Below are 14,141 nucleotides of genomic sequence, written 5' to 3'. Positions count from 1 at the left end.
CGAGCAATTTTTTGTCACATCGTTTCAATTAAAAATAAAAAAGCCATCTTATGAGATGGCTTTATGAATAAGCTTATTGCGTTTCAATTTCGCGCAAACGGATCAAACCCTCTTGCACCGTACTACATACAAGTTGGCCATTTTGCCACATACGGCCAAAATTCAATCCGCGAGAAGCTGCACTAACCGTTGCCTCCATGTCATAAAGCATCCATTCATCAGCACGGAGTGGTCGATGGAAATAAATGGCATGATCAATACTGGCACATTGCAAACTTGGAGAAATATAGCTTAAGCCATGTGGTCTTAAAGCCGTAGTCATTAAAGTGAAGTCTGAATAAAACGCCACAATTGCTTGGTGTAAAGCAATGTCATCTAGCTGTTTTGGAATACGATCATGGGTACGAATATAGTGCGCATTATAGGGAGCTTCGGGTTGCGGCTGAAATGGATTGACTGGATCAATCGGACGAATTTCAACATGACGCTCACGCATGAAACTTGCACGGACATTTTCTGGTACAAAGTTAAGAATACCTTCTTTAAGCTCACTTTCCGATTTTAATGTCTCAGGAGCTGGGTATTCCGGTTCTGAATGTTGGTAGTTCAAACCTTCTTCAGGGTTGGCGAAAGACACCATTGCCGAGAAAATAACTCGTCCATGTTGGATTGCCCGAACTTGGCGGCTAACAAAGCTTTTACCATCACGCAAACGATCTACTTCATAGATGATTGGAGCATTAATGTCGCCACCATATAAAAAGTAAGCATGCATTGAATGCGCAGGACGGTCGGTTGTATAAGAGGCAGCACGTAAAGCCTGACCTAAAACCTGACCTCCAAAAACACGTTTACCGACCAAATTACGGCTCATGCCACGGTAAATATTTTCTTCAAGCTTTTCTAAAGTGAGCAGCTCAACCAGTTCTTGGGTTAACGCATTCATGAGAGATACCTTCATATTGCAGGCAAAATTGGCATTAAAAGACAGATGTGTAGAATCTATTGTGCCATAAAAAACTATTTGTACATGGAACAATCAGTCAACTTCTGACGAACATTGCCCTTAAAACAGCTAAAAATACGATTTTTAACGATAAAAAATACCAAAAGCATTATAATTTATAAGAAAGTAGCATATTGTTTTTTTTAATAAATGCCTCAAAATAATTACCCTCTGCATTTGGTGCCGGGATTTGTCTTTAAGAAGTAGGAGTTCTTATGTCCAAGAGTGGGTTTGGTCAAATGTATCGTCGGCTTTCGAGTAAGCTACTTGACCTCGTGGTAACACCACATGTTCTTGGGGAAGTTCCTACTGAACCAGTATCAGAAACAGCGGAAACTGAAGCAAAGACTGAGCGCCAAAAAGTGGTGTGCTATGTCTTACAAAACCATTCTCGCAGTAACGCTTTAGTGGTGGATGGGGAAACTCGCCGTTTAAATTTAAAGCCGGCATTAGATCCGTTAGTCATCGGTTCTCATCAGGAAAAAGCATCAGTTTTATTTTTACAGCATAATGATGAAAATAACCTGTTAAATCCCCCACCTCATGCTTTTCCACCTCGCTTAATTAAACTGATTGAAGTTTTACAGGCAAATCCTGAGCTCGATATAGAACTGGTTCCAGTAACCGTTTTATGGGGCCGTTCGCCAGATAAAGAAGACTCTTGGTTCAAGCTCTTGTTCTCAGATACATGGGCAACACCAAGTACAGTTAAGCAGCTTGTGAATATCGGTTTACATGGTCGCCAATCTTATTTGGAGTTCCATGAACCGCAGTCTTTACGTGACCTCGTTGAATATGCTCAACAGCATTATCCGAACCTTTCACCAGCGACTTATATTGTTAGTACTTTAAATGACTACCTTGACCGTCAGCGTGAAGTGGTCTTAGGTCCTGACTTATCAGATCGTCGCAATGTCATGCAGTCAGTTGTAAAGTCTCGTGACGTGCAAGAGGCTATTCGACGCGAGAGTATTCGCGGCAAAATCAGCATGCTCGAAGCAGAACGTCGTGCGATTGGTTATGTCAATGAAATCGTATCTGACTACTCACACTCAGCAGTTCGCTTTGCAGATTTAGCATTAACACGCCTATGGACTCAGCTTTATGACGGCGTAGAAGTTCATAACTTTAGTACCGTTCGTGAACTCGCGAAAGATTACGAAATTGTTTATACACCGTGTCATCGCAGCCATATTGACTACTTATTATTGTCTTATGTGATTTATAGACGCGGCCTAATGGTTCCGTATATTGCTGCTGGTGACAACTTGAACTTGCCTTTCGTGGGCCAGCTTTTACGTGGTGGTGGTGCTTTCTTTATTCGCCGCTCTTTCCGTGGCAATGGTCTTTATACAACTGTATTTAAAGAATATTTATACAGCATTCTTTCTCGCAATACGCCACTTGAATACTTTATTGAAGGTGGTCGTTCGCGTACAGGTCGTTTATTACCACCGAAAACCGGTATGCTTGCCATGACTGTTCATAGTCATTTACGTGGCCGTACAAAGCCAATTGTATTTGTACCAACTTATATTGGTTATGAACGTCTGATGGAAGGTTCGACTTACGTTGGCGAAATGCAAGGTAAGCCAAAAGAAGCTGAATCTATTTTTGGTATTGTTAAAACATTACGAAAAATTGAGCGCATTTTCGGTAAGGTACACGTTAACTTTGGTGAACCCGTTTTTCTTGATGATTTGCTTAAACAGCATAACGCAGAAAATGTCTATATCGAGAAAAATGACGACCCAATTCCTCAAGCCGTTTCAGATGCTGTAAATAGCTCTGCACATGCAATTTTAGAAAATATTAACCGTGCGGTAGTTATTAACCCGGTTTCTTTACTCTCTATTATCTTACTTGCAACTCCAAAGCATACGCTTGATGAAGAAATCTGTATTAAGCAGCTTGAAGCTTACCGCAATTTAGCATCGAATTTCCCTTATGATCAGCGTACAGAAGTAACGCCGTTATCTGGCAAAGAAATTATTGCTTACGGCTTAAAGCTTAAATTGATTAAGCGTGTACAACATGCGCTTGGCGATATTATTGCGATTGAAGATAATCAAGCAGTTCTGCTTACATACTTCCGTAATAACATTTTGCATGCTTTCGTTTTACCTTCATTGGTTGCATCGCTTGTTGAGCATAACGGTAAAATCAGTCGTGCTGATTTAAGTAATGTCATCTATACGCTTTATCCATTCTTAAAAGCTGAACTATTCCTTAAGTGGCAAAGCAGTGAGCTTAAAGAACAGATTGAGCAATATGCAGATGCATTGGTTCAATCCAACCTTATTCAGCAAGATGACGAAGGTAACTTGATTAGCTCTGCTCCAAATACTGAAGAGCACAATCAACTTGTAGTATTAGCAACACCTGTTAAACAAAGTCTTGAACGTTATTACATGACTTTAGCTTTAATCACTCAACGTGGTTCGGGCAACATCTCAGCAAAACAAGTTGAAGAATTAAGTCATTTGTTAGGACAACGTTTATCTGTTCTTTATGAGTTTAATTCTCCTGAGTTCTTTGACAAAGCACTGTTCCAAAGCTTTATTAAAGTTTTAACTCAGCAAAATTATATTCGCACAAATGACCAAGGCCAAATCGAGTTTGATGATAATTTCCGTCAAATGGCAGCAGGCGCACAGTTAGTACTTGATGAAGTAACATTACAAATGTTGCAACACATCACGACCTTTACTGATGAAGAGTTAAAAGAAGCTCTTGAAGCAATGGCATCTCAACAAGCGAAACGTCGTTTAAAACGTAAAAAAGCTTAAAATTTTACTCAAAATAAAAGGCAACTCAGGTTGCCTTTTATTTTATCTACGCATTGAACATTCGAAGTAACGTGGATCATCGATACAACGTAAACGCTTCATCAACTCAACAAAGTAAGCATCATAATATCCAGAGCGAACATATTGATTGCGTATTTTGGCTACCATAATGTCGTAGCTCTGCTTTTCGTAAAAAGAAACATCTACCCAATAATAGGCAGGTAAATGGTTTTCCCACTGTATCGCTCGATTCGTTAATAATTGGCTATTTTGCACAAACCAAGCCCGAATTTTTCGGCCAAAATTGGCAGGATAAGCTTGAGGTTTAATAATTAAATTTACTCCGAAATAAGCCAGTGGAAAGTTAATCACCTGAGTGTCTGGCCCAAAATCTTTCTGTAAGTTATAAGGTAAAAGCCCATAAATCGGTGCAGGCATAATATCGATTTTGTTTTGCTGAAATTGTGCAATCGCATTAGATAAATCAACATAGACTGGCTGCGCCCCTACACTTCTCACCAAAGCCTGTTGTGGCGGATTATTGGCTAACACCCCGACTCTTTGACCTCTAAGCTGTGCCACTTTTGATATTTTTTTATTTTTCATGACCATATAGGCAGTTCCTACCGGAATCATACCCACCACTTCATAGTCTTGATTAATGAGTTTTTTCTCAATTGTCGGGTGATTTAAAAGCTGTAATAAATTTCGAGCAGTCCTGTTATTAGGTATAAGGCCAATCCCAGAGCTACTTCCCATAAAATGGTTGTATTGATATGTATTAAAGTTACTGGCTGCTAAACCTGAACATTTACCATCATCAAAAGCTTGAATGGCTTGCTGCTCTTTTTGATAACTGACAACTTTAAATTTGACATTATATTGCTGAGCATATAATCGGATGTCATTTAAACGACGCGTTATATCCCCTTGGGTACCCATAGGATCATATGTGCACCACAACTGATCCTCGGCCCAACTCGCAACAGACATTGCACTCAAAATAAGAGCTAAACAAAATTTCTTTACTTTCAACATTTTTATCTTTATCGGCAATTTATTTGCCTCTTCAGGTATTTCTATTGTTATTTAAAGTTTAGTCTAAATTTTGATTTGTACCATGAGCATTTAAACATAATAAATAGTCATTAAAGCAAATCGGGTGTTCAAGCTGAAAACCTGTTTCAAATAAATGTTTCGCATATATTTTTTTACCTGAAACATGAGCTGAATCCAAGGTAAGTAGCGGTAAGTCTAATTGGCTTTGAAACCAAAGAATGACTTCATGTAACGGTACAGGGGCATTATTAGCAACAAGATAACTCTTATGCGGTTTTTCATAATCGGCTAAAAATGCTAAAAATCTTGCCAAGTCATCAATATGAATACGATTACTATAGTGAATATTTGGATAAGTCTGTGTGTTTTCAGCCATTCGTTTTAATCGGTCGACCGAAGCACCATAGATACCTGTAGGACGTACAATCACACACTGCGACGGAAAATATTTCTGCCAAAGCAATTCCATATTATGAAGGATATGCCCTTGAGCATCATTCGGATGAATCTCACTATGATCATCAATCGCTTCACCAGAATTTTCACCATATACCCGCGTAGATGACACGACAATCAATCTTTTGACTGGATGAGCTTTTAAAGCCTGACGAATAGGTTCAATACTGTCCACATAAGTATGTTGATAACCTTGAACTGTACTATCGTCCGGAGAAAGTAAAATATAAACTACATCTACAGGCGCAATTTCACTTAAATCGAGCGTAAAAATATCCTGTACAAGGTGTGTCCCGTAAGGATCTGTTTTTTCACTGCGGCTGATTGTGGTAATTTGATGTCCTGTCTCAAATAGTTGTTTAGCAACACGCTGAGATGTTTTACCATAACCGATAAATAATATATGCATAGAAAACTCGTTGAGGGGACATGACTTCAGTCCATCAGTTACAAGGCGTTGGATCGGCTTCAGCAGCCCTACTCGAAAAACTAAATATTTTTACCACAGATGATTTACTGTTTCATCTGCCCCGTGATTATGAAGATCGCAGTACCATTATTCCTATGAATCAATTGGTGGTTGGTCGTAGTTATTTACTCGAGGGTGAAGTCAAATCTGTTGATTTCCCTCCAGGTAAACGTAAATCTATGGCTGCATTAATACAAGATGAATTTGGTAAGGTGACTTTACGTTTTTATCATATTTATAAAAACTTAACCGACAAAATAAAACCTGGTAACCGTTTACGTATTTTTGGTGAAGTTCGCGTAGGTGCACGAGGGCTTGAGCTTTATCATCCAGAAATTCAGCTCATTAATGAACATACACCACTGCCAAAAACGCAGCTCACAGCAATTTACCCGAGTACTGATGGATTAACACAACCTAAATTACGCGAATATGTTAAACAGGCGTTGAAGCATCATAGTGATGCTCTACCCGAGTTACTCCCTAAGCAATATACAAATGGGTATGCTCTCAAAGAAGCTTTACATTACATTCATGAGCCACCTGTCGATGCCAATATGCTCCAATTGGCCGAAGGATCTCACCCTGCACAGCAGCGACTTATTTTTGAAGAACTGGTCGCACATCAAATTAGTCTTCTCACCCGACGTGCTTATATTCGTCAAATTGCCTCGCCCGCTTTCCCAAGCAGCAAAGTACTTGCGAAAAAACTGTTAGAAGCTCTACCCTTTCAAATGACCAATGCACAAAAGCGTGTATCCAAAGAAATTTTAAGCGACTTAAAACAACACCAGCCTATGCTGCGTTTGGTACAAGGTGACGTAGGTGCAGGGAAAACTTTAGTTGCGGCAGTTGCAGCATGTCATGCATTAGAAGCAGATTGGCAAGTTGCATTAATGGCACCTACCGAAATTTTGGCAGAGCAGCATTATTTAAATTTTAAACGTTGGTTTGAACCTTTGGGCATTACGGTCGCTTGGTTATCTGGCAAACAAAAAGGTAAAGCGCGAGCACAAGCTGAACAACAAATTAAAGAAGGTCATGCCGAACTGATTGTAGGTACTCATGCCTTATTTCAAGATAATGTTGGGTTTGCAAAGTTAGGTCTTGTTATTATTGATGAGCAACATCGCTTTGGGGTAGATCAACGGTTAGCCTTACGTAATAAAGGCGCTGAACAACTAACTCCACATCAATTGGTCATGACTGCAACGCCAATTCCTAGAACATTAGCGATGAGCGCTTATGGCGATTTAGACACATCCATTATTGATGAATTACCACCAGGCCGTACACCAATTCAGACAGTTACTATTCCGCTAGATCGTCGTGAAGAAGTGCTAAATCGAATTGCTACAAATTGTCGAGAAGGCAAACAAGCTTACTGGGTATGTACTCTGGTTGAACAGTCCGAAACTTTAGATGCTCAAGCCGCGGAAGCCACCTATCAAGAAATGAAAGAGCGCTTTCCTGAACTTAATATTGGTTTAGTTCATGGCAAAATGAAAGCTGATGAAAAGCAATCTGTCATGCAAGCATTTAAAAATAACGAACTACAGCTCTTGATTGCAACAACGGTCATTGAAGTCGGTGTAGATGTACCCAACGCTTCAATTATGGTCATTGAAAATGCTGAACGACTAGGACTTTCACAGCTACACCAATTACGTGGTCGTGTCGGACGAGGTGCAAAAGCCAGTTTTTGTGTTCTTCTTTATAAACCCCCACTTTCACAAAATGGTCAGGAAAGACTATCTATTTTAAGAGAAAGTAATGATGGCTTTGTGATTGCAGAAAAAGACCTTGAGCTAAGAGGTCCGGGTGAATTATTAGGAACAAAACAGACAGGTGATATGGGGTTTAGAGTCGCACGTTTAGAACGAGATGACCATTTACTGAGTCAAGCGCATTATGTCGCACAACAAGTTCTAAAAAACTATCCAGAGCAAGCTGATGCCCTCCTGAAGCGCTGGCTTCCTGAAGCACCACGATATGCTTATGTTTAAGTTGTTCAACCCTCAATATCTGTTTCAGTTATTGTCCCCTTGCCTGTTATGTGAAATAGGAACACGGGGCAAATACTCTCTTTGTAAAGAATGTTGGGAACAACTACCGTGGCTTAAGCAGACAGTTCAGCGTAATGATCTATCTGTTCTTGTGGCCTGTCATTATACCTATCCAATTAACCGCATAATTCAGCAGTTTAAATATGAACAAAAATTACATTACCAAACCTTACTTGCTGAAGTTTTGCAGCAGATAAAATTTCCTAAAATACAGGCCATAGTACCGATGCCTATTTCTAAACAACGTTTAACGGAACGTGGTTTTAATCAATCCTTATTACTTGCCAAACTTCTAAGCAAGCAATTAAGAATACCCGTTTGGCAGCCTGTACAGCGCCTAAATGAGCGCTCTCAAAAAGGGTTATCTCGACTTGAAAGATTTGAAAATATTCAACAGCAATTTGTTGCGATAACTCAAGAAAAACGACGCTACCGTCGTGTGTTGATTATTGATGATGTAATCACAACAGGAAGTTCAATTTCCGCTTTAAGTCAGGCACTCAAACAGCTAGGTTGCACCTCTATTTATGCAAGCTGCCTAGCTGCTGCCTCATCTACATCGTATTAAAATAATCAAACTGTAGATAAGTTTTGCTCACACCATGGAATTACAATTTCTTTAGTTAATGGCGCAAGTTTGGTCTCGGAATCATTAAATTTCACCCACTTCATTTCAGCAATTTCAGCTGCAATTTGTGGAGATTGTTTTAATCGAACCAAATATAAATGGCTAATCAGCGTATGGTCCGGTTCATTAGCAGCTGCTGTCTCAAAACGCCCTATAAACTGTTCTATTACACACGGGCTGCCTATTTCTTCCAAAATTTCACGTTGTATGGCTGTTTCTGGAGCCTCATTCGGCTCCAGCTTACCGCCTACTTGCATAAAAGCTTGTGTATTACGCTTTCTAACAAGCAATAATTCATTGTGTTCATTTAAGATCACCGCAGCGGCGACCGTAATTATTTTCACCTATTTAACCTCGTTTATGGTTGAACGTCTGCATTAGCCCATTTTGGAGCTGGTGGTTGATATTGTTCAAATTGTTGAAGAATATCCTCGATTTTATCCGATGCGATCAATTTATCAGCGAATCGCGCTTGGCTAAAACCTTTATCTACAGTTCCTTGAACCATTTTAAGCAAATCTTCATAAAAGCCCGCTACATTTAGAAAAGCACACGGCTTTTGATGAATACCTAATTGCGCCCACGTCCATTGTTCAAAGATTTCTTCCAATGTACCTGCACCACCTGGTAAAGCAATAAAACCGTCCGACAGATCTGCCATTTTGGTCTTACGCTCATGCATATTCTCGACGACATATAATCTTGTCAGTCCGGGATGAGCTAACTCGCGATCGACTAAAGCACGAGGAATGACGCCAATGACCCGCCCACCGGCTTGCAAAGCACTATCAGCGACAACGCCCATTAAACCTGAACGGCCACCGCCATAAACGAGAGTTTTACCTTGTTTGGCAATAATTTGACCGGTTAATTGAGCAATTTGTTGAAAGATTGGGTCTGAACCTAGAGATGAACCACAGAAAATGCAAATTGAATTCATAGTATAAAAACCGTTTTATTGAACTGTCATGCTGACAAACTAGACTATCGACAGAGTTTTTTTTTGCAAAATAGCGTATTGGCAAGTGTTTTTCGGCAAATCCTTGTCTAAAATACACCCATCGATTTCCATCAGACTGCGTGAGGAAAAAAGACACATGCTTGAAGCCTTTTATGCCACAGAACGCGGAAGTCTGGAAGATGCCACCATCAACGGTGGATTTGATCTACATCCCGAATTAGTATGGCTTGATCTAATTGCACCCTCTCAAGAAGAACAACAATGGGTCTTAGATGCCTACGATCAGAACTTACCTACACTAAAATCGCTAGAAGACATTTCATCTTCTGCTCGATTCTACCGTGATGATGACGGTATTTTGCATATCAGCACCTATTTTTTAACGAAAAATAAAAATTATCAGGTCGATGGTGATGCTGAAGAGTCATCGCATATGCTTGCCATGGTGCAAACCGTAGCATTCATTTTACACAAAGATCGCTTATTTACTTTGCGTGGTGAAAAGTTAGTTGCCTTTCGTGCTTTTCGTGCTCGAGCTCGTCGTAATGACTACGAAATGGATTATAAAGATCCAACATGGATTTTATTGGGCTTACTTGAAGCAAAGCTAGATGAGCTTGCGGATATCTTGGAAGATATCCACAAGGATCTAGAAAAATACTCAACCGAGGTTCTCAATAACCATCAACGTGAGAAGATTTTAGACCTTGATGACATGATTACCCGCTTGGCTCAACAAGAAGACATGCTTGGAAAAGCACAACTTTGTTTAATTGATTTACGACGTGTCTTAACGTTTTTATCTCGTCCACGTGCCTTAGGCAGTCATATCTATGATGCCGATATTCGAGAGCTCAGTGAAGACGTCCGCTCGCTTGTAGAACATGATGCGTTCTTATTCCAAAAAGTACGATTCTTACTTGATACAACGTCTGGGTTCATTAACACCGAACAAAACGATACGATTCGTCGATTCTCGATCTTACCAAGTATGTTAGCGCCACCGATGCTCATCGCAAGTATCTATGGTATGAACACTGAAGTATTGCCTTTTGCTCATGGTAAAAGTAGTTTTATCGCTGTCTTATTAATTATTGCTGGCTTTTTTATTGGCCCTATCATTTACTTCCGCTGGAAAAAATGGATTTAAAGTCTGCACTTACAATCTATTAATTTCTATAAAAAAAGCACCTAAATTTAGGTGCTTTTTTTATTTTTGCATAATCAGACCAAATGTAGATCTTCTTGCAAATGGCAAGCTTGAATGATTTTCAGCATCTTCTCTGGAACATTTTTAAAATTTAATCCAGACTTCTGTGGAGTCTGACGTAACCATTGAACTAATACAGCCAATGCTAACGTATTACCATGCTCAAGCTGTTTTAAATCAACAATTAGAGGAAAGCTTGTTTGCTTCTTAATAATTGCCAATCCAGCTTGGTATTGTTGTTCAGCATTTTCAAAATCGATTTTGCCTGAAACAACTAACTCTTGGTTAAGATACTGAACCACTCTTCACCTACTTATTTTTGTTTGTTCTGATTAACAGCAGCATCTGCATCAGGTTGGAATGTAGCAATTGCTTTATTTAAATCGCCACCATTACGCTTCACAGTTGCAGCAAACTGGTTGCGGAACTGTAAACCTAAATCAATACCAGAAACATTGATGTTACGGATTTTCCACTGCGAACCTTTGTCAGCCAACTGGAACGACACAGGAATTTTGTCGCCATTGTGGTTGAAGTCTAAAGTCACAACAGGGTTTTTACCTGCAGTCGCTTTATAAGGACGCATGGTGTAAGTTTGGTTTGTATACTTAGCAAATGCACTACCGTAATTCTCAATTAATGTATTACGGAAGTTTGTTTCAAACTGAGCACGCTGTGCAGCTGTACTATACTGATTTGTCGCATAAGTACCCATCACAATACGAGTGAACGCTTGCGAGTCAACATACGGATCTAAGTTCTGACGTATGATTGATTTAACCAAAGCAGGGTTGTTTTGTAACTTGGCATGATCTGTTTTTAAACGAGCAATCAAACCATCAGCAACACGCTTAATAAAATCAGGTGGTGCTTCTGAAGGTGCAGCAAAAGCTGTACCTGCAATCATAGTAGACAAAATACTTGCTGTCAGGGTTTGTTTAAACAACGTATTCACCTGGAACCACTCCTTCAAATAATCTCTTACTCAACAAATGACGGCTGTGCGCTGCTGTCAGTACTTGCAGGAGCTTTTTCTTCTGCTGAGGATGATGAACCAGCGGCAACTTTACCTGCGCCACCACCAGTAATAAATTTACTAATTAAATCTTCTAAATCCATCGTTCCTTGGGTGTTAGAAATTGTATCGCCACGTTTAAGGTAGTTAAGACCACCACCTGGTACGATTTTTAAATATTTCTCACCCAACAAACCATTGGTTGCAACCATTATATAAGCATCTTCATCAATACTGGTGATGGATGACATGTTACTGATCAGTTGCTGTTCCATTGTTTTTTGTTGCGCTGGAGTCGCTTGCGTATAATCAGAACTATAACGTAATTCGTCTAAAGCATTTTTTTGAACTTCTTTTAACTGCTGAGCATTAAAACTTGTCAGTTTTCCATCAAGGTCAAAAGTTACTGTAGCTAAACGCGTAACTGGATCAAGCGTAATTGAATCAACACGACCAATTGTTACACCGCTCATCGTTACTTTAGCACGTGGTTTAAGTCCGTTAACGTTATCAAACTGAGCTTTCATGGTGTAACCTTCGCTCAAGTTTGTACCTACCAAACCACTTACTTTCATTGCTAAAAAGAATAAAGCGATACCGAAGATAATGACAAAGATACCTACGGCCAGCTCACTAGTACGTGATTTCATTAAATCCCTCCGAACATGACCGCAGTCAACACGAAATCAAAACCTAAAACACATAATGAAGAATATACAACCGTCCGGGTCATTGCCGTTGCAATACCTTCAGGTGTTGGATCACATGCATACCCTTGGAAAACTGCAATCCATGTACAAAGTAAAGCAAATACAATGCTCTTAATGATGCCATTTACGACATCATGGCCAAATTGAACATTATTTTGCATACCACTCCAGAAGGAGCCTTCATCAACGCCAAGAAAGTCAACGCCAACCATTTTGCCGCCAACGATACCAATCGCAGCAAAGATAACAGTTAACATTGGCAAACTGACTATGCCAGCCCAAAGACGTGGTGATACGATTTGCTTTAAAGGGTCAACACCAATCATTTCCATACTGGCAAGCTGTTCACTTTGTTTCATTGAACCAATTTCAGCAGTTAATGCAGAACCTGCTCGTCCAGCGAAGAGTAAAGCAGCAACAACTGGTGCAAGCTCACGCAGTAGGGTTAAAGACACCATCGTGCCTAGCATTGATTCACTACCCACATTGACCAATATTGAGTAGCCTTGCAATCCGAGTACCAGACCAATAAATAAACCTGATACCGTAATAATAAGTAAAGACATTACCCCTACACGATGCATTTGATAGACGAAACGTCCAAAACCGCCCGATGAAGGTAATGAAAAAATAATCTGTAAGAGCATCAGTGCCGCAACACCAATCCCTCGAATCCGCTCAATAACGAGTCTACCTAACCAGGCAATCGTATTCATGGACGAACCTCGTTATCTAAATAAGCTTGGTGGCTAAACTGGTATTCAACCGGACCTTCTGCCGAGCCGGTTAAGAATTGTTTTACAAATGGCGAAGCATATTTTTGCAATTCTTCTGGCGTTCCTTCCCCTTGAATTTTCCCTTCTGCCACAACATAAATGTAATCGGCAATAGATAAGGTTTCAGGAACATCATGCGAGACAATAATGGTGGTTAAATCAAGTGCCTCTCGCAATGAGCGTATGAGACGCGTTAAAACCCCTTTTACAATCGGGTCCTGCCCTGCAAAAGGTTCGTCATACATAATTAAATCTGGATCAAGTGCGATTGCACGAGCCAAAGCAACTCGTCGATTCATACCGCCTGATAGCTCAGTAGGCATAAGCTGTTCTGTTCCACGCAAGCCCACCGATTCAAGTTTTAAAGCGACCAGTTCTGCAATGAGATTTTCAGAAAGCTTAGTATGCGCACGAATTGGAAAAGCGACATTTTCATAAACCGACATATCGGTAAATAAAGCTCCGCTCTGGAACAGCATTCCCATACGTGCACGAGCGGCGAACAATTCCTGACGTGACATTTGAGCAATATCTTTACCATCAAGCAAAACCTCACCCTGATCAGGAACAAGTTGTCCACCAATCAAACGTAATAAAGTCGTTTTACCTGTACCAGATGGTCCCATAATGGCCGTAATCTGACCGCGACGTATATTTAAACTAATATTGTCATAAATGACGCGTTCCCCTCGATTAAAACTCAAATTTTTCACTTCAATGAGTGACTGAGTCGAGAGAGGAGTTTTATTATTCATAATGGCAATCATTCCTGCACTTTTATGCCCGCATACTATAACACTGAATTTTGGGAATCTTGTTGTAATTTTGACAAAAGCAAAAGCAAGCCCATTTATAAATATGAGCTAGATTTTAAAAAGAAATTTATTGATTAAGAACTTGAAACTGATCTACGAAATGGCCAGTTAACAAAGCATACGCAAAATAGATTCCATTGCACAAAGCGAGTGCAATAAAAAGGTATGGCAAACCACGTTG

At 39.9% G+C, this 14,141-nt stretch carries 14 protein-coding genes; 4 read left to right on the top strand and 10 right to left on the bottom strand.

The genetic code is table 11. The annotated features are described in order from the left end of the window. Nucleotides 1–73: 73 nt before the first annotated feature. Complete coding sequence (locus ACH63V_RS05140) at nt 74–946, bottom strand: acyl-CoA thioesterase II (protein WP_311069741.1); 873 nt, start codon at nt 944–946, stop codon at nt 74–76. A 275-nt stretch (nt 947–1,221) separates the two neighbouring features. Here ACH63V_RS05140 and plsB point away from each other — a divergent pair, with 275 nt between their 5' ends. Further along, nucleotides 1,222–3,795 carry a glycerol-3-phosphate 1-O-acyltransferase PlsB gene (plsB, locus tag ACH63V_RS05135; protein WP_311086483.1) on the top strand — a complete coding sequence of 858 codons (2,574 nt, stop codon included), beginning with the start codon at nt 1,222–1,224 and terminating at the stop codon, nt 3,793–3,795. Nucleotides 3,796–3,837: 42 nt separating this feature from the next. On the opposite strand, the gene ACH63V_RS05130 is transcribed toward plsB, so the two are convergent. Continuing rightward, nucleotides 3,838–4,833 carry a putative solute-binding protein gene (locus ACH63V_RS05130; RefSeq protein ID WP_311069743.1) on the bottom strand — a complete coding sequence of 332 codons (996 nt, stop codon included), beginning with the start codon at nt 4,831–4,833 and terminating at the stop codon, nt 3,838–3,840. Between the two features lie 58 nt (nt 4,834–4,891). Next, on the bottom strand, nt 4,892–5,719 hold the full coding sequence (locus ACH63V_RS05125) for an NAD(P)H-binding protein (RefSeq protein WP_174723493.1): 828 nt from the start codon (nt 5,717–5,719) through the stop codon (nt 4,892–4,894). Nucleotides 5,720–5,739: 20 nt separating this feature from the next. Here ACH63V_RS05125 and recG point away from each other — a divergent pair, with 20 nt between their 5' ends. Both recG and ACH63V_RS05115 read left to right on the top strand, forming a co-directional pair. Beyond that, nucleotides 5,740–7,785: an ATP-dependent DNA helicase RecG gene (recG, locus tag ACH63V_RS05120; protein ID WP_396462929.1), complete on the top strand. Its 2,046-nt coding sequence runs from the start codon at nt 5,740–5,742 to the stop codon at nt 7,783–7,785. Continuing rightward, nucleotides 7,778–8,413 (top strand): ComF family protein, encoded by a 636-nt coding sequence (locus ACH63V_RS05115; RefSeq protein WP_396462928.1) that lies wholly within the window; start codon nt 7,778–7,780, stop codon nt 8,411–8,413. Before recG ends, ACH63V_RS05115 begins: the two co-directional genes overlap by 8 nt. 5 nt (nt 8,414–8,418) lie before the next feature. On the opposite strand, the gene ACH63V_RS05110 is transcribed toward ACH63V_RS05115, so the two are convergent. Together ACH63V_RS05110 and ACH63V_RS05105 are read right to left on the bottom strand one after the other, a co-directional pair. Then, nucleotides 8,419–8,817, bottom strand: coding sequence for an NUDIX domain-containing protein (locus ACH63V_RS05110; RefSeq protein ID WP_263614662.1), 399 nt, complete (start codon nt 8,815–8,817; stop codon nt 8,419–8,421). A gap of 14 nt (nt 8,818–8,831) precedes the next feature. Next, nucleotides 8,832–9,413 carry a TIGR00730 family Rossman fold protein gene (locus ACH63V_RS05105; RefSeq protein ID WP_396462927.1) on the bottom strand — a complete coding sequence of 194 codons (582 nt, stop codon included), beginning with the start codon at nt 9,411–9,413 and terminating at the stop codon, nt 8,832–8,834. Between the two features lie 157 nt (nt 9,414–9,570). On the opposite strand from ACH63V_RS05105, the gene ACH63V_RS05100 reads away from it, so the two are divergent. Further along, nucleotides 9,571–10,584, top strand: coding sequence for a magnesium and cobalt transport protein CorA (locus ACH63V_RS05100; protein WP_263614664.1), 1,014 nt, complete (start codon nt 9,571–9,573; stop codon nt 10,582–10,584). Between the two features lie 74 nt (nt 10,585–10,658). On the opposite strand, the gene ACH63V_RS05095 is transcribed toward ACH63V_RS05100, so the two are convergent. Genes ACH63V_RS05095 through ACH63V_RS05075 form a run of 5 tightly spaced genes read right to left on the bottom strand, consistent with a single transcriptional unit; the run spans nt 10,659 to nt 13,900 of the window. Next, nucleotides 10,659–10,946, bottom strand: coding sequence for an STAS domain-containing protein (locus ACH63V_RS05095; protein WP_263614665.1), 288 nt, complete (start codon nt 10,944–10,946; stop codon nt 10,659–10,661). An 11-nt stretch (nt 10,947–10,957) separates the two neighbouring features. After that, nucleotides 10,958–11,599, bottom strand: a complete 642-nt coding sequence (locus ACH63V_RS05090; protein ID WP_263614666.1) for a phospholipid-binding protein MlaC — start codon at nt 11,597–11,599, stop codon at nt 10,958–10,960. Between the two features lie 26 nt (nt 11,600–11,625). Beyond that, complete coding sequence (locus tag ACH63V_RS05085) at nt 11,626–12,309, bottom strand: outer membrane lipid asymmetry maintenance protein MlaD (protein WP_263614667.1); 684 nt, start codon at nt 12,307–12,309, stop codon at nt 11,626–11,628. Next, nucleotides 12,309–13,085, bottom strand: coding sequence for a lipid asymmetry maintenance ABC transporter permease subunit MlaE (gene mlaE / locus ACH63V_RS05080; RefSeq protein ID WP_004705340.1), 777 nt, complete (start codon nt 13,083–13,085; stop codon nt 12,309–12,311). Before mlaE ends, ACH63V_RS05085 begins: the two co-directional genes overlap by 1 nt. Beyond that, nucleotides 13,082–13,900: an ABC transporter ATP-binding protein gene (locus ACH63V_RS05075; protein ID WP_263614668.1), complete on the bottom strand. Its 819-nt coding sequence runs from the start codon at nt 13,898–13,900 to the stop codon at nt 13,082–13,084. The genes mlaE and ACH63V_RS05075 overlap by 4 nt, the downstream gene beginning before the upstream one ends. Nucleotides 13,901–14,141: the final 241 nt, after the last annotated feature.

Source organism: Acinetobacter sp. ABJ-A23_2, from assembly GCF_044538765.1.
In the GTDB taxonomy this organism is placed as follows: domain Bacteria; phylum Pseudomonadota; class Gammaproteobacteria; order Pseudomonadales; family Moraxellaceae; genus Acinetobacter; species Acinetobacter nosocomialis_A.
This window is presented reverse-complemented; position numbering and strand designations above follow the sequence as displayed.

What these genes read in the sequence shown, in the direction of transcription:
- ACH63V_RS05075 (WP_263614668.1), bottom strand. Translation starts at nt 13,900, where the DNA reads ATGAATAATAAAACTCCTCTCTCGACTCAGTCACTCATTGAAGTGAAA.
- ACH63V_RS05085 (WP_263614667.1), bottom strand. Translation starts at nt 12,309, where the DNA reads ATGAAATCACGTACTAGTGAGCTGGCCGTAGGTATCTTTGTCATTATC.
- ACH63V_RS05125 (WP_174723493.1), bottom strand. Translation starts at nt 5,719, where the DNA reads ATGCATATATTATTTATCGGTTATGGTAAAACATCTCAGCGTGTTGCT.
- ACH63V_RS05130 (WP_311069743.1), bottom strand. Translation starts at nt 4,833, where the DNA reads ATGTTGAAAGTAAAGAAATTTTGTTTAGCTCTTATTTTGAGTGCAATG.
- ACH63V_RS05115 (WP_396462928.1), top strand. Translation starts at nt 7,778, where the DNA reads ATGTTTAAGTTGTTCAACCCTCAATATCTGTTTCAGTTATTGTCCCCT.
- ACH63V_RS05100 (WP_263614664.1), top strand. Translation starts at nt 9,571, where the DNA reads ATGCTTGAAGCCTTTTATGCCACAGAACGCGGAAGTCTGGAAGATGCC.
- plsB (WP_311086483.1), top strand. Translation starts at nt 1,222, where the DNA reads ATGTCCAAGAGTGGGTTTGGTCAAATGTATCGTCGGCTTTCGAGTAAG.
- ACH63V_RS05105 (WP_396462927.1), bottom strand. Translation starts at nt 9,413, where the DNA reads ATGAATTCAATTTGCATTTTCTGTGGTTCATCTCTAGGTTCAGACCCA.
- ACH63V_RS05140 (WP_311069741.1), bottom strand. Translation starts at nt 946, where the DNA reads ATGAATGCGTTAACCCAAGAACTGGTTGAGCTGCTCACTTTAGAAAAG.
- recG (WP_396462929.1), top strand. Translation starts at nt 5,740, where the DNA reads ATGACTTCAGTCCATCAGTTACAAGGCGTTGGATCGGCTTCAGCAGCC.
- mlaE (WP_004705340.1), bottom strand. Translation starts at nt 13,085, where the DNA reads ATGAATACGATTGCCTGGTTAGGTAGACTCGTTATTGAGCGGATTCGA.